This is a genomic window from Dryocola mayonis, assembly GCF_051307045.1.
GTDB lineage: Bacteria > Pseudomonadota > Gammaproteobacteria > Enterobacterales > Enterobacteriaceae > Dryocola.
Genome location: NZ_CP150452.1, coordinates 1,109,627 through 1,130,812, shown reverse-complemented (window position 1 = coordinate 1,130,812; position 21,186 = coordinate 1,109,627). Strand labels below are relative to the sequence as shown.

The following is a 21,186-nucleotide window of genomic DNA, read 5'->3' as shown; positions in this document are numbered from 1 at the left end:
GCTCCTTTTTCTTCTTGCCGTTATTGCGCGCGAAATGCCGTTAGCCCGATGATATGTCTGGACATCCGGACGGCTAATATCATTTTGCTTTATCTTATGCCTTTTGGTTAGTTGCCCGCAGGTCCTTTGCCCGTTAAAAATCCGCTAAATCAATTCATTATTTGCAGGGAACAGGCTAAAGATGACGACGCCTCACCGCCTCGAGATGCGGGATATCTCCATCGCCTTTTCCGGCTTTAACGCCCTGACGCGGGTTGACTTCACGCTTGACGGCGGCTCAATCCACGCCCTCACCGGCGCTAACGGCGCGGGCAAATCCACGCTGATGGCGGTGCTGTCTGGCGCCCACGAGCTTTATCTGGGCGAGATACTGATCGACGGCGAAAAGGTCGATATCCGCTCCCCGCGCGACGCCAAACGGCTCGGCATTCACCTCGTGCAGCAGGAGGTGGACGTAGCGCTGATTCCCGGCCTTAGCGTGGCGGAAAACATTATGCTCGATAAGCTTGCGCAGGCGGGCCACTTTTACCACTGGCCGCAGATCCGTAAACAGGCGCAGGACGCGCTGGCGCAGCTGGATGTCTCTCTCGACGTCAACAAACGCATTGAACAGTGCTCGCTTGCACAAAAGCAGCAAATCCTGCTGGCGCGCGCCCTTTCGCACCGCTGCCGCTTCCTGATCCTTGATGAACCCACCGCGCCGCTCGACCAGCATGAAAGCGAACATTTATTCAGCGTGGTGCGCCGCCTTCAGCGCAGCGGCATCGCCGTCGTGTTTATCTCCCACCGCATCCATGAGCTGAAAGCGATTTGCGACCGCATGACGGTGCTGCGCGACGGGCGGCTGATTGAAAGCGCGCCAATGCAGGCGCTGAGCGGCGAAGAGATCGTTGAGAAGATGCTCGGCCACCAGCTTGACGATATTTATCCCCCCCGGCGCCCGGCGGTGGTCGATGAGACGCTGCTGCACATCGAAGGGCTGCACGATGATTTGCTGCTGCGCGACATCTCCCTGCGGCTGCGCAAAGGGGAAATCCTCGGCATTGCCGGGCTGGCGGGCGCGGGCAAAACGGAGCTGTGCAAAGCGCTGTTTGGCGCCACGCGCAGCCGGGTGACGCGCGGCGAGCTGAAAGGCAAAGCCTGGAAGCCGAAAGACCCGGCGGATTCCGTCACCCGCGGCCTGGCTTTAGTGCCGGAAGAGCGCCGCAAGGAAGGCATTTTCATCGACGAGCCGGTAAGCATGAACCTTTCCGTCAGCGCCGATAACAGCTTTTCGCGCTGGGGCCTGTTCGGGCACCGCAGGGCGTGGCGCTGGGCGGAGGAAGCGATCGCCCGCCTGGGCATCCGCACCACCGGCCCCGCGCAGACCCTGCGCCGCCTTTCCGGCGGCAATCAGCAAAAAGTCGCTATCGGCAAATGGCTGCGCGGCAACGCCGAGGTGCTGATTTTCGACGAGCCGACCAAGGGCGTGGACATCAAGGCCAAAACCGATCTGTTCGCGCTTATCGACAATCTTGCCCGACAGGGCAAAGGCGTGATTTACGCCTCCGGCGAATTCGCCGAGCTGGTTGGCCTGTGCGACAGAATCTGCGTGCTGTGGGACGGCCGCATCGTTGCCGAACTCGATGGTCATGAAGCCTGCGAAGAAACCCTTTTACTCTACTCCACCGGAGGAACGCCTGCGTGAGCAAAGCACTTTCCCTTAAGGCGGCCTCGGGCCGTCACCAGCTGTTTGAATTTCTCTACAAGTGGGGAATGCTGCTGACCGTCGTCGCGCTGGTGGCGCTGTTCGGTTTTGCTTCGGATAACTTCCTCGACCCGCACAACATCATCAATATTCTGCGGTCGATCGCCATCGTGACGGTGATCGCCATTGGCGTATCGATTTCGCTGACCGTGGGCGGTTTTGATTTGTCGGTTGGCTCTACCGCATCGCTTGCCAACGCGCTGGTGATCTCGCTGTTTGTCTGGCACGGCTTCGGCACCACGGAGGCGATTCTTATCACCCTGGCGCTCTGCACGCTGGTCGGGCTGTTTAACGCCTTTTTAATCGTGGTGCTGAAAATCCCCGATATGCTCGCCACCCTCGCCAGCCTGTTTGTGATTCAGGGCGTGGCGATGACCTACAGCTACGGCGGCTCGATCACCGAAAACATGGTGCTGCCAAGCGGCGACATGGCGGAAGGCGCCATTCCCGCGGCGTTCGGCCTGCTCGGCCAGGTGCCGACCATCGTGATAATTATGCTGGCGGTGACCGTCGCGGCGCAGCTGGCGCTGTCGCTGACCAAACATGGCCGCCGCATGTACGCCATCGGCGGCAACCCGGAGGCGGCGCGGCTGTCCGGTATTCGCACCACGCGCTATCGCATAGCGGCTTACGTGCTGGCTTCTTTGCTGGCGGGCCTGGGCGGCATTCTGCTCGCTTCGCGTATCGGTTCTTCACAGGTTAACGCCGGGGGCGGCTATCTGATGGACGCCGTGGCGGCAGCGTGGATCGGCTTCTCCCTTGCGGGCTCCGGTAAGCCCAACGCGCTGGGAACGCTGGTGGGCGCGGTCATTCTCGGCGTGCTGCAAAACGGACTGGTGATGCTTTCCGTGCCGTACTACGCGATGGACATTATTAAGGGCCTGGTGCTGGCGGCAGCGCTGGCGATAACCTACATCCAAAAACGCTAATGACTTTCTGACAGGGAACACAACATGAAAAAAATCACCACTTCACTGCTGGCGCTGAGCCTGCTTGCCGCTCTGCCGGGTCACGCAGCCACGCCTGCGCCAGTCCCGGCGGCCATTGCCGGCCACGACGGCCCGGTTCGCATCGCGATTATCCGCAACCTCGGCTCCGACGATAACACCACGCAGTTTGTCGCCGGCGCCGTGCAGGAAGGCAAAAAGCTCGGTTTTAAGGTCAGCACTTTCCTTAGCAACGGCGACGACGCTAAGTTTCAGGACTTCGTAAACCAGGCCATCAGCCAGAAATACGACGGGATTATTCTCTCCCAGGGCCGGGATCCGTACTCCACGGAGCTGGTGAAAAAAGCCGTCGACGCCGGCATTAAAGTTGCGGTGTTCGATACCGCCGTCAACGGCGCGATTCCCGGGGTGACGGTTACGCAGCAGGACGACGCCTCGCTGACCAACCTTTCCTTCGGCCAGCTGGTGAAAGACTTCAACGGCAAAGCCAATATCATCAAGCTGTGGGTCGCGGGCTTCCCGCCGATGGAACGTCGCCAGACGGCCTATCAGGAGCTGCTGAAAGCGAATCCGGGCATTAAAGAGCTGGAGTCTATCGGCGCGGTATCAAGCGACGTGCAGGGCGACACGGCCAACAAGGTGGGCGCGGTGCTGGCGAAGTACCCGAAGGGCAAAATCGATGCGATCTGGGGCACCTGGGACGCCTTCAGCCAGGGCGCTTATAAAGCGCTGCAGGAGAACGGACGCACCGAAATCAAACTCTACAGCATCGACGTGTCCAACCAGGATTTACAGCTGATGCGCGAAGCAAACAGCCCGTGGAAAGTGAGCGTGGCGGTGGATCCTAAGCTTATCGGCGCCACCAACGTGCGTCTGATAGCCAACAAGATAGCCGGAGAGCAGACGCCTGCGACCTACGACTTTAAGGCCGCGGCGATCCCTCAGGCGCTGCTGGCAAGCCAGCCGGGGCCGGTAAACGTTGCCGCGCTGGGCAAAATTATTCCCGGCTGGGGCCAGACGGAAGATTTTATCGCGCCGTGGTTCGCCACGCTTGAAGCGAAACATAAATAAGAGGTGACGATGGAGCTTCCTCGCCCGGAATACAGCCGCAATATGCGGCTTATCGGCCACAGCGATCAGGGCGGCCGCCCGGACGGCGTGCAGGTGATGGTGCATCGCGGCTACGCCTACATCGGCCATATGGTGTCGCAGGGCTTTTCGATTGTCGACGTGCGCGATCCGAAAAACCCGAAGGCGGCAGGCTATATTCCTGCGCCCGCGGGAACCTGGAACGTGCATCTTCAGGCCCATGACGATCTGCTGCTGGTGATCAACGCCCGCGACCTGTTCGCCGACGCGCGCTTTGCCGACGAAAAGGTCTACTACACCCGCGCGGTGGGCGAAACCGTCAGCGACGTGCGGGACAAAGGCTGGAGCGCCGGGCTGCGGATTTTCGATATCTCCGTCCCGGACAGGCCGCGTGAAATCAGCTTCCTGTCCCTTAGCGGCATCGGCATTCACCGCTGCTGGTATGTGGGCGGGCGCTGGGCCTACGTTTCGGCGCTTATCGACGGCTTTAGCGACTACATCTTCCTGACTATCGATCTGGCGGATCCGCACAATCCGCAGGTGGCGGGAAACTGGTGGCTGCCGGGCATGAACGCCGCCGCGGGGGAAAAGCCGGGCTGGCCGGAAGGCAAACGCTACGCGCTGCACCACGCGATTATCAGCGGCGATACGGCCTACGCGAGCTGGCGCGACGGCGGGCTGACGCTGCTCGACGTCTCCGACCGCAGCCGGCCGCAGCTTATCAGCCACCGCAACTGGAGCCCGCCGTTTGGCGGCGGCACGCACACCGCCCTGCCGCTTCCGGACAGGGATCTGCTGGTCGTGCTGGATGAGGCGGTGCTGGATAATCAGGAGGACGGCGAGAAGCTTATCTGGCTGTTCGACATTCGCGATAAGGCCAATCCCGTCAGCATCGCCACCTTCCCGCAGCCGGATGAAATCGATTATGTGGCGAAAGGCGCGCACTTCGGGCCGCACAACCTGCACGAAAACCGGCCCGGCAGCTTTGTCAGCTCCACGCTGATTTTCGCCACCTACCAGAACGCCGGCGTGCGGGCTTACGATATCTCTAATCCCTACCGGCCGGTGGAGACCGGCGCGCTGGTGCCCGCCGCGCCGGAGCGCATGATGGATACGCGTCCGGGCCGCCCGCGGGTGATCCAGTCATGCGATGTGTTTGTGGACGCGCAGGGCATTATCTACAGCACGGACTACAACGGCGGGCTTTCGGTGATTGAATATCTGGGGTGATGCGCGGGGATTTTGTCGGATGGCGCTTCGCTTATCCGACCTGCTTTGCCTGAGTTTGTAGGGTGGAGAAGCGAAGCGCCATCCACCTTTTAATTCAGCCTATCCCTTCTGGCGGACGCGGGCAATAAACTGCTCGACGTTCTCAACCTGCCCGGCGATCAGAATCAGGTATTTGCCCAGCTCAATGGCGTGGCTGATACAGGCGACGCGCGTTTCGTCGTCGGTAATCGTTTCCAGATCCGCCACGTGCGACATGCCCACCGTGCGGCGAACCAGCTCGGTGCCGCAGTAGCCGACGGCATCTTTCCAGACGCTTTGCAGGAAACGGTTTACGTAGCCCGGATAAGCCAGCGCCGTATCGCGGGTTTGCGTGCGCGCCAGCTTTTCAAAGCGTTCGGCAAAGGTCAGCCACAGCTCGCGAATATCCTGCAGGCGCTGCTCCCGGCAGGCGGCGGCGTCGCGCGGGCCGAAATGCCCCGGCTGGGCGCAGTAGTTCAGCAGCAGGTTGCCGATTGCCGTCCCGATATCAAAGCCCATCGGGCCGAAATAGCCGAACTCGGCGTCGATGGCCTTCAGGCTGCCCTCGGCGACAAATATCGATCCGCTGTGGATATCGCCGTGCACAAGCGCTTGCGCCACCGAGAAGAAGCGATGCTTCAGCTCCGCCACGGCGATTTTCAGATCGTCGTCGTTGCGCAGCGCGGCAACCTGCTCTTCCAGCTCGGCTGGATAATTATTGCGGGCGTGTGCGATAAAGGGATCGTTGAAGAACAGATCTTCGGTGATCTCGCACATTTCAGGGTTAATAAAGCGGGCGACCTGCGCTTTCTTGTCGTGGGGATGCAGATAAAAATCTGAAGTGTGGAACAGCGTCTGAGCCAGATATTCCCCCAGCTGCGTCGCCGCCTGCGGGTAGTACACGCCGCTAATCAGCTCGCCGCGCCAGATGCGGTGGCTGGAGAGATCTTCCATCACCATCACCGCAAGCTCCGGGTCGTAATGGAGGATCTGCACGGTATGCTGCGGGCTGTGTTTGTAATGCTCCACCAGCGTTTGCGCTTCCAGACGCGCGCGATCGAGGGTTAACGGCCAGGATTCGCCGACGCAGCGCACGTACGGCAGCGCCTGCTTAACGACGATGCGGCTTACGCCTGCGGTATCGAAGATTTTAAACACCAGGTTCAGGTTGCCGTCGCCCACCTCCTGCGCGTCCACCAGGGCTGCAGGATTAGCCAGGCCGCCAAACTCTTGAGCGTAAGCTACCGCGTCGGCGGCGGTAAACGTGCGGTATTGCGACATTGCCGGTTCCTCTTCGGGAGTGATTAAATAAGCCGTTCAGACGTCTATACATCCGTCAGGCATGTTGGCACAATATCCCGCATCAACGCAACATGGATTTAACACGCATGCATAATTTAAAAACAACCAGCCTGCACGTTCGCGATAATCAGCTGTGGATCCTCGACCAGCAGGCGCTTCCCCAGCAGAAAAACTGGCTGCCTGCCCACAGCGTGGAGCAGCTTGTGGACCATATCCACGCCCTGCGCGTGCGCGGCGCGCCGCTGATTGGCCTTTCCGCCAGCCTGCTGCTGGCGCTGCTGGCCGAAAATGGGCTGCCGAAAGCGGAGCTTGGGCAGGCGCTGGAGATCCTGCGCGCGTCACGTCCGACGGCCGTCAACCTGATGAACAATCTGGATCGTATGAAACAGGCGCTGGCGCAGGACGCTTTCGTTCCCGCGCTGGGCAACGAAGCCTTGCGCCTGGTGGAAGAAGATAAAATTCTCTGCGAGAACATCGCGCAGGCCCGGCTGCGAGCTGGTTAAACCAGGCAGCCGCCTGCTTACCCACTGCAACACCGGCGGGCTGGCGACGGCGGGCGTCGGCACCGCCATCGGCGTGATTCACCGGGCGTTTGAGCAGGGCAAGGTGGCCTGCGTCTGGGTGGACGAAACGCGCCCCCTGCTGCAGGGAGGCCGTCTTACCGCCTGGGAGCTGGGCGAGCTTGGCATTCCCTACCGGCTGATTTGCGATGCCATGGCCGCCAGCCTGATGGCAAAGCGGCAGGTGGATGCCGTATGGGTGGGCGCGGACCGCATTGCCGCCAACGGCGACGTGGCGAATAAAATCGGCACCTACAGCCTGGCGGTGCTGGCGAAATACCACGGCGTTCCGTTCTACGTTGCCGCTCCACAGACCACGCTTGACGCCAACTGTCCGAACGGCGATGCGATACCTATTGAACAGCGCCCCGCTGCGGAGGTTACGGGTGTGGCAGGCAGCTTCGGCGCGGTACAGTGGGCGCCGGAAAACGCCTGCGTGTACAACCCGGCGTTCGACGTCACGCCCGCAGAGCTGATTAGCGGCTGGGTGCTGGATACGGGCGTGGTGACGCCGGAAAGGGTGCGGGACGGTTTTTTTAAAGCCCGATAGCCTGAAGGTGGATAACGCTTGCGCCTATCCACCCTACAATTCACAAGCCATAGGTCGGGTAAGCGAGCGCCACCCGACAAGTTTATTTCTCAGGGCAGCTTCGGATAGGCATCCGCAATCGCATCGCCGGTAAAGTTCGCGACCCAGCCTTCGGGGTTATCGAAGATGCGGATGGCGGTGAAATGCGGCTGCGACCCCATATCAAACCAGTGCGGCGTGCCTGCGGGTACGGAGATCAGGTCGTTTTTCTCGCACAGGATCTGATAGATTTTGCCGTCCAGATGCAGGCAGAACAGCCCCGCGCCTTCCACAAAGAAGCGCACTTCATCTTCGCCATGCGTATGCTCGGAGAGAAACTTGCCGCGCAACGCCTCTTTTTGCGGATGGTCCGCGCGCATGCTGATCACATCCCAGCTCTGGTAGCCCTTCTCCGCCACCAGCCGGTCGATGGCGTGCTGATAGGCATCCAGCACCCTTTGCGGTTCCGGGTTTTCCCCCAGATCGCGATCGGCCTGCCAGCGTTCGAACCTTACGTCTTTGGCGTTGAGCTGCTCGCGGATCGCTTCCGCGTCGGTGCTGTGCCAGACCGGCTCCCGGGATTCAGTGTCTGTAAAAATGGTCAGTGCGCTCATGAGGAAAAGGGCTCCAGAGTTATCTCGTCAAAACGGTTTACCTGCTGATGAACACTTTCAGTGTCCGCATCGCCGCGGATCAGCTGCACGGTATGCCAGCCCGCCTGCCGGGCGGCATCCAGCTCCTGGCGTATATCCGACAGGAACAGCAGTTCGTCTGCCGGCGTGCCGATTTCAGCGGCGATATTAAGGTACGACTGTGCTTCGCGTTTCGCGCCGACATGGGTATCGAAATAACCGCTGAATAAGGAAGTTACATCGCCTTCATCGCTGTAGCCAAATAACAATTTCTGCGCGTTGACGGAGCCTGAGGAATAAACGTATAGCGCCGCGCCCTGCCGCCGCCAGGCTTTAAAAGCGGGAACGACGTCCGGGTAAAGATGCCCGGTAAAATCGCCGTTCACGTAGCCATCGTGCCAGATAAGGCCCTGCAGCGCTTTTAACGCGGTGGATTTGCGATCATCATCCATAAAGCTCAACAAAACGTCGATCAGTCTGTCGATACCAGCCTGCGGCTCGTCGATCTCCGCTCGTAAATCGTCCAGAATCGCCGCGACAGCTTCTTCATGCTGATGCGCGCGTGCAAAGGCCGCCAGCCGCTCGCGGGCATAGGGAAACAGAACGTTATGCACAAAGCTGATGTCGCTGGTGGTGCCTTCGATGTCGGTAACAATTGCGCGGATCATGTTCTCTCCAGCAGGCGGCGCTGCATTTCACATTCAAATAAAAACTCCAGCCCTTCAAGATGCTGATGCGCCTGCGCGACGTTTTTGCCCCAGCAGGTCAATCCGTGCCCGCGCAGCAAAAAGCCGTAGCGCAGCGGGTTTTCACTCGCATAGCGCTCAATGCGGCCCGCCAGCCTTGCGATATCCTGGTCGTTGTCGAAAATGGCGACCGGCAGCGCATCAAGGTGCGTGGTCTGGCCGGTCAGCGACTTTTGCATTTCGTAGCCCTGCAGTATCAGCGCGTCTGACTTTTCCACACGTGAAAGCACCGTCGAATTGACGGTATGGGTATGCAAAACGGCGCCCGCCTGCGGAAAAAGACGATAAATCAGGGTGTGCAGGCCGGTTTCCGCCGAGGGTTTGCGGCCGGAAGGCGCGCGATTGCTGCTGATTTCCACCCGGATAAAATCGTCGGCCGTCAGGCTGCCTTTGTCCTTGCCGGATTCGCTAAGCAGGCAGTGAGCCTCGTCTTCGCGCAGCGACATATTGCCGCCGGTTGCCGGAGCCCAGCCTCTGGCGCCTATCCAGTGGCAGGTCGCCACGAGTTCGGCAAGTTGCGGATGTGCTGTCATATCCTTCCTTATGCGCAGGTGCGATGTCGCTATATCGTTATGGTTTAGACGTCTAAGCGTCTTGATTGCCAAAGCTTAACATCGACGTTATAGTCCAGCAACACAAGGAATACACGCCGCACATCAAAGGTCGCATAACAATGAGCCAGAAACCCTTGATTCCCGAGAGCAAATTGCCCGCCCTCGGCACCACCATCTTCACGCAGATGAGCGCCCTCGCCCAGCAGCACCAGGCTATTAATCTCTCGCAGGGATTTCCGGATTTTGACGGGCCGCGTTATCTGCAGGAGCGCCTCGCCTTTCACGTCGCAGAGGGCGCAAACCAGTACGCGCCGATGACCGGCGTGCAGGCGCTGCGCGAAGCCATTGCCGATAAAACCGCCGAGCTCTACGACCACAGGCCCGATGCGAATACCGAGATTACGGTGACGGCCGGAGCGACAGAGGCTCTTTACGCGGCGATCACCGCGCTGGTTCGGCCCGGCGACGAAGTGATCTGCTTCGACCCAAGCTACGACAGCTATGCGCCGGCGGTGACGCTGTCCGGCGGAGTGCTCAAGCGCATCGCCCTGCAGCCTCCGCATTTCCGCGTTGACTGGCAGGAATTTGCCGCGCTGCTTGGCCCGCGTACGCGCCTGGTTATTCTGAACACGCCGCACAACCCATCGGCCACGGTATGGCGCAAAAGCGATTTTGCGGCGCTCTGGCAGGCGATTGAACAACACGAAGTCTACGTTTTAAGCGATGAGGTTTACGAACATATCTGCTTTGCCAAAGAAGGCCACGCCAGCGTGCTCGCCCATCCGCAGCTTCGCGAACGCGCGATTGCCGTATCCTCCTTTGGCAAAACCTTCCATATGACGGGCTGGAAAGTCGGCTACTGCGTGGCGCCGGCCGCGCTGAGCGCCGAACTGCGCAAGGTGCACCAGTATCTGACCTTTGCCGTGAATACCCCGGCGCAGCTGGCTATCGCAGATATGCTGCGCGCGGAGCCTGAACACTACCGGGAATTACCGGACTTCTATCGCGCCCGGCGGGACAGATTTATCCAGGCGCTGGCGGACAGCCGTTTTGAGATACTGCCCTGCGAGGGCACCTATTTCCTGCTGGCGGATTACAGCGCGATTTCCGATCTGGACGACGTGAGTTTCTGCCAGTGGCTGACGAAAGAAGTGGGCGTGGCGGCGATCCCGCTGTCGGTGTTCTGCGCCGATCCTTTCCCGCACAGGCTGATTCGCCTGTGCTTTGCCAAACAGGAAGCGACGCTGGACGCGGCGGCTGAGCGTTTGCGTAAGGTTTGACCAGGGAGCGGTGGATGGCGCTGGCGCTTATCCACCCTACCCAACTGTATTATGCCGCCGGCACTACCTTAATATTCTCCATCCCAATCCCCAGCCTGCGCGGTTCATGGCCGAGAATGTTGCCTTCGTTGGACAGCTGCGGCGCCGGCGGAATGATTTCCAGCAGGTTGCTGCGGTCCGGATTCTCAAAGTGCAGCGTGGTGGTGGTAAGCTCTTCGCCTAACGTCAGATTCTGCTGCTGGCTTCCGACCTTCACCGGCACCGCTTTCCCCACGTTCGGCCCGAAGGCTTTGGCGGTAATCACCAGATCGAATTTTTCCGGCAGCGGTTCGGCGTACTCAATCTTCACCTCCGGCGCCAGGTTGGCGTTCGACCAGCGGCCCCAGGCTTCGGGACGTGAAATACCGGTAAACTGCTTCACGTTAAGCGGCGCGCCCGGCACGCTGAAGATAAAGCTGTCGGCCTGATAGCGGATCGCGTTTTCGTCGATTTTCAGCGTGGCGACGCTTTGGTTGAAGCGATCCTTATCGATTTGCTCTTTGGCAAAGGCCACCGCGTGCTGCTCCTGCTCGCCGACGATCGGGCGTACCGAAGGCTTGCCGCCCAGCTGCCCCTGGGAAACGCACAGGCCGGTGGACAGCGCCAGCTGCGGGTCCCATAAACGCGCCATTTTGAAGCAGCGATCGACCCAGATAAACTTATCTTTGGCTGCGAAATCAGCCAGCTGGTAGCGCAGCGGCGCGGAGTATTCGCTTTCCGGCAGCGGCTCGATTTTGTTGTCAGAAATGCGCAGCAGCAGCGGCATTTTGAAATGCGCGCCGGAATAGCTGAAGGTGTTCTTCTTCTGGTCGATAGCGTATTCGGTGATGGTTTTCGGGAAGTTCCACAGGTCGATGACGTCCGGCTTCCACTCAAGGATTTTCTCTTTAATATTCATAAAGACCGACGAGAGCGACTCGCCTGAAATACTGCTGCGCCCAAGCCCGATATAATTATCGCCGCCGAGAATATCCAGCACCGTCGCGCCGTTATCCATGGTGCTGCGCTTCACCGGAATTAATTTAGCCTCGGGCTTATCGCCGCGAATAATAAAGAATAGATTATCCCGCTCCTGCTTATTGAGATATTTATAGGCGGTGTTGTTCATGGCCAGATGATCGGAGGAAACGACAATCACCGTATTTTTAAAATACGGCGAGGCCTTAATTTTTTCGATTAACGCCGCGACGTGTTCCTGGCTGCAGGCCACGGCGCTGAATGACTGGTTAACCTTGCCGTCAAAGGTATAGCTGCGGCGGTTGCAGGTTTTGGAGATAAAGCCGTCCGGGTGATGGGTGTCCACCGTCAGCGTAAACAGCGAGAAGCGCTTATTCGCTTTCGACAGCTCGATGAATTTTTCATAAACCTCATCCAGCACCGTATCGTCATAAAAACCCCAGTTATTACGATAGGTCGGGTCGGCGACCATGCTTTTCAGCTCCTGCGCGCCATACATATGCTCGAAGCCGTGAGACTGTAAAAAGACGTCCTTGCCCGCAAAGCGCAGGTCTGCGCCCTGCATAAAGTAGTTTTCATAGCCGGAGGGCCTTCAGGATATCGCCCAGGCAGACGTTTTTCGGAAAGAAGCTCGACATCGAAGCCGAGGAGTTGCCCTCAAAAGGCGCAAACAGCGGAATGCCGCACTGGGAGGAGACCATGCCGGCAATGGTGTAGTCGGTGCCCGGCAGCTGGCCGGTATGGCTGAAGTCCATGCCCGAATCCTTCAGCCCGGTTAATTCCGGGGCAAGATCGGGGAAGAGTTCCGGCTGAAAATAGGTGCGCTCAAGGCTTTCCCCGTAAATATAAACCAGGTTCAGCTGCGGATGATTAATAACGCCGTGCGGGACTTTATAATAAGCATCGAAATCGGATTCCCCGGTGCGCGTCTGGGATTTAACCAGGTCGACGACCTGGCGAAACGCGGAGGAAGCATCCACCGACGCCAGCGCCAGCACCACGGCCAGCAGGCTGTAGCCAAAATGATGCGGACGATCTTTACGGTGGCGTAAGACCCACGTCAGCAGGCCGAAAATAATCACCAGCCCCAGCAGCACGCCGAGGCCCGGCAGCACGTATTTACCGATGCCCGCGCCCGTCAGGCTGCTGGTCAGCGTATAGAGAACGGCGTCGTTAATGCCCTCGCCGGTAAAATAGTTGCTGGCGACCAGCGTCACGTTAAGCACGATGTACAGCGTCAGGATCAGCAGGATGGAGCCGAACCACCAGATATTTCGCCCCGCTTTAACGGCGTATACGGCAATGGCTGCCGCAAATAACAACATTGAAAACGCTTCCGTCAACTGCCTGACCCTCACAAAAATGGACGCTCACCCGGCGCAACGCCTGCCTCAGAGAAATTCTGAGCGCTCAATCTAGCCCTGAAGGCACAGTGTTGCAATTTGTCTGTCACAAAAGTGTGCTGCGTTTCGGAATTGTTGTGTATTTCCTTTATAGGAAAAAGCTATCGCAGCCATCGTTATTAAGATTGCCCGGCAGATTGACCCTTCCACCGCTTCGATGCTGTAATTCCCGCGCTGTTATGATTTTTTAAAGTGGAATTGTAACGCGCAACATTAAGAGGCCACTCCGCAACGGGTGGCCTTTTTCTTTGCCGCTAACCTCGTTGTAAGGTATGGCTTATTGATTCGATAAAACCTACCCATTAGAGCCGGGCGCTCAACTTCGGTATCTTTCTCCCATCGCAAAACGGAGGAAGTACAGATGTCTTTAATTAATACAAAAATCAAACCATTCAAAAACAGCGCTTTTAAAAACGGTGAATTCATTGAAGTTACCGAGCAGGACGTAGAAGGTCGCTGGAGCGTATTCTTCTTCTATCCGGCCGACTTCACCTTTGTATGCCCAACCGAGCTGGGCGACGTGGCTGACCATTACGAAGAATTCCAGAAGCTGGGCGTGGATATCTACTCTGTGTCTACCGACACCCATTTCACCCACAAAGCCTGGCACGGCAGCTCCGAAACCATCGCCAAAATCAAATACGCGATGATCGGCGACCCGACCGGCGCGCTTACCCGCAACTTCGAAAACATGCGTGAAGACGAAGGCCTCGCGGACCGCGGCACCTTTATCGTTGACCCGCAGGGCATCATCCAGGCTATCGAAGTGACCGCTGAAGGCATCGGCCGTGACGCATCCGACCTGCTGCGTAAAGTGAAAGCGGCCCAGTACGTTGCTTCTCACCCAGGCGAAGTGTGCCCGGCTAAATGGAAAGAAGGCGAAGCGACTCTGGCTCCGTCTCTGGACCTGGTCGGTAAAATCTAAAGCAGTCGGTTTTGCAGGGCGGGCTCTACCGCCCTTTTGTCAGAAGGTGGACGGCGCATTCGCCTGTCCACCCCACTTGTTACGTTTTTTGCCTCCAGGGAGAGACCCGTGCTCGATACCAACATGAAAACCCAGCTCAAGGCCTACCTTGAGAGACTCACTAAACCTGTTGAGTTGATTGCAACTCTGGATGACGGCCCTAAGTCATCGGAGATTAAGGAACTGCTGGCAGAAATCGCTGAATTATCTGACAAAGTCTCCTTTAGCATTAATAACGACCTGCCGGTGCGCAAGCCGTCGTTCCTGATTACCAACCCAGGCTCCGATAAGGGTCCGCGCTTTGCGGGTTCCCCGCTCGGCCACGAATTTACTTCTCTGGTGCTGGCTCTGCTCCAGACCGGGGGACATCCGTCGAAAGAGTCGCAGGATTTGCTGGAGCAAATTCGCCAAATCGACGGCGATTTCCACTTTGAAACCTATTACTCGCTCTCCTGCCACAACTGCCCGGACGTGGTGCAGGCGCTGAACCTGATGAGCGTGCTCAATCCGCGCATCAGCCATACCGCCATTGACGGCGGCGTATACCAGAACGAAATCCAGGAACGCAACGTGATGGGCGTGCCTGCGGTTTACCTGAACGGCAAAGAGTTCGGCCAGGGCCGTATGACCCTTGCTGAAATCGTCGGCAAGATTGATAGCGGCGCGGAAAAACGCGCGGCTGAAGCGCTGAATAAACGCGAAGCCTACGACGTGCTGATCGTCGGCAGCGGCCCGGCGGGCGCGGCGGCGGCGGTTTACGCCGCGCGTAAAGGCATCCGTACCGGCCTGATGGGCGAACGCTTCGGCGGCCAGGTTTTAGATACCGTTGATATCGAAAACTACATTTCCGTGCCGAAAACCGAAGGCCAGAAGCTGGCCGGCGCGCTGAAAGCCCACGTTGACGATTACGACGTGGACGTGATCGATACCCAGAGCGCAAGCAAGCTGATTCCCGCGCAGGCCGAAGGCGGTTTACACCAGATCCAGACGGCTTCCGGCGCTACCCTCAGCGCGCGCAGCATCATCATTGCGACCGGGGCGAAATGGCGCAATATGAACGTGCCGGGCGAAGAGCAGTATCGCACCAAAGGCGTGACCTACTGCCCGCACTGCGACGGCCCGCTGTTTAAAGGCAAACGCGTGGCGGTTATCGGCGGCGGCAACTCCGGCGTGGAAGCGGCTATCGATCTGGCGGGGATTGTTGAACACGTTACCCTGCTGGAGTTTGCGCCGGAGATGAAGGCCGACCAGGTGCTGCAGAACAAGGTCCGCAGCCTGAAAAACGTCGACATCATTCTTAACGCGCAAACGCTGGAAGTAAAAGGCGACGGCAGCAAAGTGACCGGCCTGCAGTATAAAGACCGCGTGAACGAAAGCGTTCATGACGTTGCGCTGTCCGGCATTTTTGTACAAATCGGCCTGCTGCCTAATACCACCTGGCTTGAAGGCAGCGTCGAGCGTAACCGCATGGGCGAAATCATTATCGACGCCAAATGCGAAACCACGGTGAAGGGCGTATTTGCCGCAGGCGACTGCACCACCGTGCCTTACAAGCAGATTATTATCGCCACGGGCGAAGGTGCCAAAGCCTCTTTAAGCGCTTTTGATTACCTGATTCGCACCTCGGCACCGGAATAAGACAAAGACACACCTGCAAAATCCAAAGCGGCTTCGGCCGCTTTTTTTCTTCCCCTCCCCGCTTCGCTTACCCATTTTTAGGTATACAAATTAAAGAGTTAAGGGCACCCAGCGCAACTTTGCCGCGGTTAAGTCGTGATACGCTGCTTGCTTAAGATTCCTGTCGCACCTCAAATAACCCCCTCGCTTATTTTGTCGACGGCGACATGGCTCTGGTTAGTGGTATGTATAAAGGCAAACTTATGAAGCGAATCATCATCCCCTCTCATTTTATCCACACGCGCAGCACGCCTTTCTGGACAAGGGAAACCGCGCCGGCCGGCATCTGGAAACGCCATCTCGACGCCGGCACGCGGCAGGGCGTTTATCCCCGCTTATCGGTGATGCAGGGCGTTATTCGCTACTGCGGCTATGCCGATGAATTCAGCCCTGAACCGGTTGAAACGCTGGTTATCGAGGCCGGGCAGTTCGGCGTTTTCCCGCCCGAGGTTTGGCACCATATAGAAGCCTTAACCGACGAGGTGTTATTCAACGTTGATTTTTACGTCGACCCGCAAATTCTGCTTGAGGAATAAGGTGTAAGTGATGGACATGCAAGAAGAAAACAAAGGTTATACCCTGGCGGTGATGAACCGTAAGACCAAAACCGCCGCCGAAAAAGTCTACATGAAGCCGATGGCGCTGTACGTGCCGTCCGTCGCCGCCGCGGCCGTTGCCACGCTCGTGGAGAGCATCGGGCCGTCCGACGACTGCACGCTTTGCGATACCTGCTACGCCATCAGCGTCACCAACAACAATAACGGCGTCTCGGTAGATAAAGATTTCAAAACCCTGGCGCAGCTGGCGGAGCCGGACACCGCCGCCGAGGCGGTAAAAGAACTGATCAATATCGTGCGCGGCTACGACAACGACGAAGAGCACAACGTTTGCGGATGGTAGCCTGTAGCCTGATATAAAAAAGCCCCCTTATGGGGGCTTCAAATGGCTGACAAAGCCGTTACTTCCTGCGCCAGGTCGTGCCCTGCGGGCCGTCTTCCAGCACAATCCCCATCTCGTTTAAGCGGTCGCGCGCCTGGTCGGCCAGCGCCCACTCTTTTGATTTCCGGGCATCGTTACGCTGTTTGATCAGCGCCTCGATCTCAGCCACTTCGCTATCGTCCGCCTGCGCGCCGCTTTGCAGGAAGGCTTCCGGCTCCTGCTCCAGCAGGCCCAGCACGCCGGACAGCTGACGCAGCGCCGCCGCAAGTCCATTCGCCGCCGCCAGATCTTCGGTTTTCAGGCGGTTCACTTCGCGCGCCATATCAAACAGCACGGAGTAGGCTTCCGGCGTGTTGAAGTCGTCGTCCATGGCTTCGCGGAAGCGGGCTTCGAAGGCTTCGCCGCCCGCCGGCTGCGCCGCGCTGTCCGTGCCGCGCAGCGCGGTGTACAGACGTTCCAGCGAGGTGCGAGCCTGCTTTAAGTTCTCTTCGCTGTAGTTCAGCTGGCTGCGATAGTGGCCGGACATCAGGAAGTAGCGGATGGTTTCCGCGTCGTAGTATTTCAGCACGTCGCGCACGGTAAAGAAGTTGCCCAGCGATTTGGACATCTTTTCGCGGTCGACCATCACCATGCCCGAGTGCATCCAGGTATTCACATACTCGCCGTCGTGGGCGCAGGTGGACTGGGCGATTTCGTTTTCATGGTGCGGGAACATCAGGTCTGAGCCGCCGCCGTGAATATCGAAATGGTTGCCAAGCTGCTTGCAGTTCATGGCGGAACATTCGATATGCCAGCCCGGGCGGCCTTCGCCCCACGGGGACGGCCAGCTCGGCTCGCCCGGCTTGGACATCTTCCACAGCACGAAGTCCATCGGGTTGCGCTTCACGTTGGCTTCAACTTCTACGCGCGCGCCGGCCTGCAGCTGGTCCAGATCCTGGCGGGAAAGCTTGCCGTAGGCCGGGTCGGTTTCCACAGAGAACATGACGTCGCCGTTGGACGCCACATAAGCGTGGTGACGCTCGATAAGCTGTTCAACAATTTCGATGATTTCCGGGATATGTCTGGTCGCGCGCGGCTCGCTGTCCGGGCGCAGAATGTTCAGCGCGTCGAAATCTTTATGCATTTCGGCCACCATGCGGTCGACCAGCGCGACAAAATCTTCACCGTTTTCGTGGGCGCGTTTGATAATTTTATCGTCGATATCGGTGATATTGCGCACGTACTTCAGCTGATAGCCGATGAAACGCAGATAGCGGGCAACCACATCAAACGCCACAAAGGTACGGCCGTGGCCGATATGACACAGGTCGTAAACGGTAATACCACACACGTACATGCCAACCTGCCCGGCATGAATAGGTTTGAATTCCTCTTTTTGACGAGTCATTGTATTAAAGATTTTTAACATCAGGGGATTCCATATCAACGTGTGTAAGCGAAATTGCGGTATATGTTACCTCAAAATTTCACACGGAAGCAGTACGCTTTGCAAGGTGATGATGATGTTCAGTTATGCTATAACAACCACCTTGTGTGGCGGCACCGTCTGCCGGAACACTGTCTGACTAAATATAGGATGCCCAGCATGGTTACTTTTCACACTAATCACGGCGATATCGTCATCAAAACTTTTGACGATAAAGCGCCAATTACCGTTAAAAACTTCATGGATTACTGCCGCGAAGGTTACTACGACAACACCATTTTCCACCGTGTGATCAACGGCTTTATGATTCAGGGCGGCGGCTTTGAACCGGGCATGAAGCAGAAAGAAACCAAAGACACCATTCAGAACGAAGCCAACAACGGCCTGAAAAACACCCGCGGCACCCTGGCGATGGCCCGCACCCAGGCTCCGCACTCCGCAAGCTCGCAGTTCTTTATCAACGTGGTTGATAACGACTTCCTGAACTTCAGCGGCGAAAGCCTGCAGGGCTGGGGCTACTGCGTCTTTGCCGAAGTCGTGGAAGGCATGGACGTGGTTGATAAAATCAAGGCCGTCGCCACCGGCCGCAGCGGCATGCATCAGGACGTGCCGAAAGAAGACGTCATCGTCAACAGCGTCACCGTAAGCGAATAATCCCCGCTTAATGATCCTGTTTATTGCAGATTTACACCTCTGCTCAGAAGAACCGGCGATTACCGCCGGTTTTCTGCGTTTTCTGGCTGGCACCGCGCGCGAAGCGCAGGCGCTGTATATCCTCGGCGACCTGTTTGAGGCCTGGATCGGCGATGACGATCCCGAGCCGCTGCACGACCAAATCGCTTTAGCTATTAAAAGCCTGGTTGATGCCGGCGTGCCCTGCTTCTTCATTCACGGCAACCGCGACTTCCTGCTCGGCAAACGCTTTGCCCGCAAAAGCGGCATGACGCTGCTGCCGGAAGAAAAAGTCCTCGAGTTATACGGCCGTAAAATACTCATCCTGCACGGCGACACGCTTTGCACGGACGATTCCGGCTATCAGGCTTTCCGGCAAAAAGTGCATAACCCCGTTATCCAGCGGCTCTTCCTGGCGCTGCCGCTGTTTATCCGCAGGCGTATCGCCGCCAGAATGCGCGCGGGCAGCAAAGCGGCGAACAGCAGTAAATCCATGACCATTATGGACGTGAACCCGCAGGCGGTTGTTAACGCCCTCACCCGCCATCAGGTGCAGTGGATGATTCACGGCCATACGCATCGTCCGGAAATTCACTCTCTTACGGCAAACGATAAGCCCGCTTTTCGCTGCGTTCTGGGCGCATGGCATACGCACGGATCGATGATTAAAGTCACGCCCGCAGACGTTGAGTTAATTCCCTTCGATTTTTAACCAATCCCCTTCTTTTCGCCGCTTTGTTAACCACGCAACCGTTTTCCTTGCCCGTTGTTCATGATATTCTCCCAGACCTTCTGACCGACCGCCTGGCGTTCGGTGATGTTTGCCTACCCACAGGAGTTTTGAGACGCATGTCCTCCAACCAGACCCCGGCGCGTATCGCCATTGTCATGGGTTCCAAAAGTGACTGGGCTACCATGCAGTTTGCCGCAGAAATCCTCACCGCCCTTGATGTTCCGCACCACCTCGAAGTCGTCTCCGCCCACCGCACCCCGGACAAGCTGTTCAGCTTTGCCGAACAGGCTGCAAGCAACGGTTTTCAGGTGATTATCGCGGGCGCCGGCGGCGCTGCGCATCTGCCGGGCATGCTGGCGGCAAAAACGCTGGTGCCGGTGCTGGGCGTGCCGGTGCAGAGCGCGGCGCTGAGCGGCGTGGACAGTCTCTACTCCATCGTACAAATGCCGCGCGGCATACCTGTCGGCACCCTGGCGATTGGCAAAGCGGGCGCGGCTAACGCAGCCTTGCTGGCGGCGCAGATCCTCGCCCTGCACGATCCGGACTTGCATAAGCGCCTGGCCGCATGGCGCCATGAGCAAACAGAAGAAGTGCTGCAAAACCCTGACCCGCGGGGTGACGCATGAAGCGCGTGTGCGTATTAGGCAACGGTCAGTTAGGCAGAATGCTGCGCCAGGCGGGCGAACCGCTGGGCATTGCGGTTTATCCAGTAGGGCTTGATGCCGAACCGGAAGCGGTTCCCTTCGCGCAGAGCGTGATCACCGCCGAAATTGAACGCTGGCCCGAAACGGCGCTTACCCGCGAACTGGCCCGCCACAGCGCTTTCGTTAACCGCGACGTGTTCCCCATCATCGCGGACCGCCTTACGCAAAAACAGCTGTTCGACAAGCTCGGCCTCGCGACGGCCCCGTGGCAGCTGCTCTCCGGCCGCGAAGAATGGGCCGGCGTGTTTGCAAACCTTGGCGAACTGGCCATTGTGAAACGCCGGGTCGGCGGCTATGACGGCCGCGGCCAGTGGCGTTTACGTCACGATGAAACCGACCAGCTGCCGGAAGACTGCTACGGCGAATGCATCGTTGAAAAAGGCATTAATTTCTCCGGCGAGGTTTCGCTGGTCGGCGCGCGCGGGCATGACGGCAGCACGGTGTTTTACCCGCTGACCCACAACCTGCATCAGGACGGCATTCTGCGCACCAGCGTCGCCTTCCCGCAGGCGAACGCCGCGCAACAGCAGCAGGCAGAGGCCATGCTTTCCGCCATCATGCAGGAGCTGGGCTATGTCGGGGTGATGGCGATGGAGTGCTTTATTACGCCAGCCGGGCTGCTGATCAACGAGCTGGCCCCGCGCGTGCACAACAGCGGGCACTGGACGCAGAACGGCGCCTCCATCAGCCAGTTCGAGCTGCACCTGCGCGCGATTGTCGATTTGCCGCTGCCGCAGCCGATCGTTAACGCCCCGTCGGTGATGATTAACCTCATCGGCACCGATGTAAACTACGCCTGGCTGAAGCTGCCGCTGGTGCACCTGCACTGGTATGACAAAGACGTTCGTGAAGGCCGCAAGGTGGGCCACCTGAACCTGAACGACAGCGATACTGACAGGCTGAGCGCCTCGCTCGAAGCGCTGGTTCCGCTGCTGCCGCCGGAATACGCAAGCGGCATCGCCTGGGCGCAAAGCAAGCTTCTGTAGCCGACGGATTTTA

Annotated in this window: 20 protein-coding genes and 1 pseudogene; 14 read left to right on the top strand and 7 right to left on the bottom strand. The window is 58.3% G+C overall.

The window, feature by feature from the left end:
• The first annotated feature begins 181 nt into the window (after positions 1-181).
• The 4 genes from WLO32_RS05475 to WLO32_RS05460 are packed head-to-tail and all read left to right on the top strand — an operon-like array spanning position 182 to position 5,013.
• Positions 182-1,687: a sugar ABC transporter ATP-binding protein gene (locus WLO32_RS05475; RefSeq protein WP_435947491.1), complete on the top strand. Its 1,506-nt coding sequence runs from the start codon at positions 182-184 to the stop codon at positions 1,685-1,687.
• Complete coding sequence (locus tag WLO32_RS05470; RefSeq protein WP_435947489.1) at positions 1,684-2,676, top strand: ABC transporter permease; 993 nt, start codon at positions 1,684-1,686, stop codon at positions 2,674-2,676. Before WLO32_RS05475 ends, WLO32_RS05470 begins: the two co-directional genes overlap by 4 nt.
• A 24-nt stretch (positions 2,677-2,700) precedes the next feature.
• Complete coding sequence (locus tag WLO32_RS05465; protein WP_435947488.1) at positions 2,701-3,765, top strand: sugar ABC transporter substrate-binding protein; 1,065 nt, start codon at positions 2,701-2,703, stop codon at positions 3,763-3,765.
• Positions 3,766-3,774: 9 nt separating this feature from the next.
• Positions 3,775-5,013 carry an LVIVD repeat-containing protein gene (locus WLO32_RS05460; RefSeq protein ID WP_435947486.1) on the top strand — a complete coding sequence of 413 codons (1,239 nt, stop codon included), beginning with the start codon at positions 3,775-3,777 and terminating at the stop codon, positions 5,011-5,013.
• 99 nt (positions 5,014-5,112) lie between these two features.
• On the opposite strand, the gene mtnK is transcribed toward WLO32_RS05460, so the two are convergent.
• Positions 5,113-6,312: an S-methyl-5-thioribose kinase gene (gene mtnK / locus WLO32_RS05455; RefSeq protein WP_435947484.1), complete on the bottom strand. Its 1,200-nt coding sequence runs from the start codon at positions 6,310-6,312 to the stop codon at positions 5,113-5,115.
• A 107-nt stretch (positions 6,313-6,419) separates the two neighbouring features.
• On the opposite strand from mtnK, the pseudogene mtnA reads away from it, so the two are divergent.
• Positions 6,420-7,443 (top strand): annotated as a pseudogene (mtnA, locus tag WLO32_RS05450) (S-methyl-5-thioribose-1-phosphate isomerase).
• 89 nt (positions 7,444-7,532) lie between these two features.
• Here mtnA and WLO32_RS05445 read toward each other — a convergent pair.
• Genes WLO32_RS05445 through WLO32_RS05435 form a run of 3 tightly spaced genes read right to left on the bottom strand, consistent with a single transcriptional unit; the run spans position 7,533 to position 9,372 of the window.
• Entirely contained in the window at positions 7,533-8,075 is a 543-nt protein-coding gene (locus WLO32_RS05445) for a 1,2-dihydroxy-3-keto-5-methylthiopentene dioxygenase (RefSeq protein ID WP_435947483.1), read from the bottom strand.
• Positions 8,072-8,761, bottom strand: a complete 690-nt coding sequence (gene mtnC, locus WLO32_RS05440; protein WP_435947482.1) for an acireductone synthase — start codon at positions 8,759-8,761, stop codon at positions 8,072-8,074. The genes WLO32_RS05445 and mtnC overlap by 4 nt, the downstream gene beginning before the upstream one ends.
• On the bottom strand, positions 8,758-9,372 hold the full coding sequence (locus tag WLO32_RS05435) for a methylthioribulose 1-phosphate dehydratase (protein WP_435947481.1): 615 nt from the start codon (positions 9,370-9,372) through the stop codon (positions 8,758-8,760). The genes mtnC and WLO32_RS05435 overlap by 4 nt, the downstream gene beginning before the upstream one ends.
• A 140-nt stretch (positions 9,373-9,512) precedes the next feature.
• On the opposite strand from WLO32_RS05435, the gene WLO32_RS05430 reads away from it, so the two are divergent.
• Positions 9,513-10,673 carry a pyridoxal phosphate-dependent aminotransferase gene (locus WLO32_RS05430; protein ID WP_435947479.1) on the top strand — a complete coding sequence of 387 codons (1,161 nt, stop codon included), beginning with the start codon at positions 9,513-9,515 and terminating at the stop codon, positions 10,671-10,673.
• Positions 10,674-10,722: 49 nt separating this feature from the next.
• On the opposite strand, the gene opgB is transcribed toward WLO32_RS05430, so the two are convergent.
• Together opgB and WLO32_RS05420 are read right to left on the bottom strand one after the other, a co-directional pair.
• Positions 10,723-12,234, bottom strand: coding sequence for a phosphatidylglycerol--membrane-oligosaccharide glycerophosphotransferase (opgB, locus tag WLO32_RS05425; protein WP_435947477.1), 1,512 nt, complete (start codon positions 12,232-12,234; stop codon positions 10,723-10,725).
• Positions 12,235-12,244: 10 nt separating this feature from the next.
• A complete protein-coding gene (locus WLO32_RS05420; protein WP_435947476.1) occupies positions 12,245-12,994 on the bottom strand; it encodes a hypothetical protein in 750 nt (249 codons plus the stop codon).
• A gap of 439 nt (positions 12,995-13,433) precedes the next feature.
• On the opposite strand from WLO32_RS05420, the gene ahpC reads away from it, so the two are divergent.
• From ahpC to WLO32_RS05400, 4 genes are all read left to right on the top strand, one after another.
• Positions 13,434-13,997 (top strand): alkyl hydroperoxide reductase subunit C, encoded by a 564-nt coding sequence (ahpC, locus tag WLO32_RS05415; protein WP_121265504.1) that lies wholly within the window; start codon positions 13,434-13,436, stop codon positions 13,995-13,997.
• Between the two features lie 108 nt (positions 13,998-14,105).
• A complete protein-coding gene (ahpF, locus tag WLO32_RS05410; RefSeq protein WP_435947474.1) occupies positions 14,106-15,674 on the top strand; it encodes an alkyl hydroperoxide reductase subunit F in 1,569 nt (522 codons plus the stop codon).
• Between the two features lie 242 nt (positions 15,675-15,916).
• Positions 15,917-16,249 carry a DUF1971 domain-containing protein gene (locus WLO32_RS05405; RefSeq protein ID WP_435947473.1) on the top strand — a complete coding sequence of 111 codons (333 nt, stop codon included), beginning with the start codon at positions 15,917-15,919 and terminating at the stop codon, positions 16,247-16,249.
• 16 nt (positions 16,250-16,265) lie between these two features.
• Positions 16,266-16,613, top strand: a complete 348-nt coding sequence (locus WLO32_RS05400; protein WP_435948250.1) for a DUF1869 domain-containing protein — start codon at positions 16,266-16,268, stop codon at positions 16,611-16,613.
• A gap of 58 nt (positions 16,614-16,671) precedes the next feature.
• Here the strand turns inward: WLO32_RS05400 and cysS are convergent, their stop codons facing one another.
• On the bottom strand, positions 16,672-18,060 hold the full coding sequence (gene cysS / locus WLO32_RS05395; protein ID WP_435947472.1) for a cysteine--tRNA ligase: 1,389 nt from the start codon (positions 18,058-18,060) through the stop codon (positions 16,672-16,674).
• Between the two features lie 177 nt (positions 18,061-18,237).
• Between cysS and ppiB the strand changes: the two genes are divergently transcribed.
• From ppiB to purK, 4 genes are all read left to right on the top strand, one after another.
• Entirely contained in the window at positions 18,238-18,732 is a 495-nt protein-coding gene (gene ppiB, locus WLO32_RS05390) for a peptidylprolyl isomerase B (protein WP_435947471.1), read from the top strand.
• Positions 18,733-18,742: 10 nt separating this feature from the next.
• Positions 18,743-19,462 carry a UDP-2,3-diacylglucosamine diphosphatase gene (gene lpxH / locus WLO32_RS05385; RefSeq protein ID WP_435947470.1) on the top strand — a complete coding sequence of 240 codons (720 nt, stop codon included), beginning with the start codon at positions 18,743-18,745 and terminating at the stop codon, positions 19,460-19,462.
• 137 nt (positions 19,463-19,599) lie between these two features.
• Positions 19,600-20,109 carry a 5-(carboxyamino)imidazole ribonucleotide mutase gene (purE, locus tag WLO32_RS05380; protein ID WP_435947469.1) on the top strand — a complete coding sequence of 170 codons (510 nt, stop codon included), beginning with the start codon at positions 19,600-19,602 and terminating at the stop codon, positions 20,107-20,109.
• Positions 20,106-21,173: a 5-(carboxyamino)imidazole ribonucleotide synthase gene (gene purK / locus WLO32_RS05375; RefSeq protein WP_435947468.1), complete on the top strand. Its 1,068-nt coding sequence runs from the start codon at positions 20,106-20,108 to the stop codon at positions 21,171-21,173. Before purE ends, purK begins: the two co-directional genes overlap by 4 nt.
• Positions 21,174-21,186 lie beyond the last annotated feature (13 nt).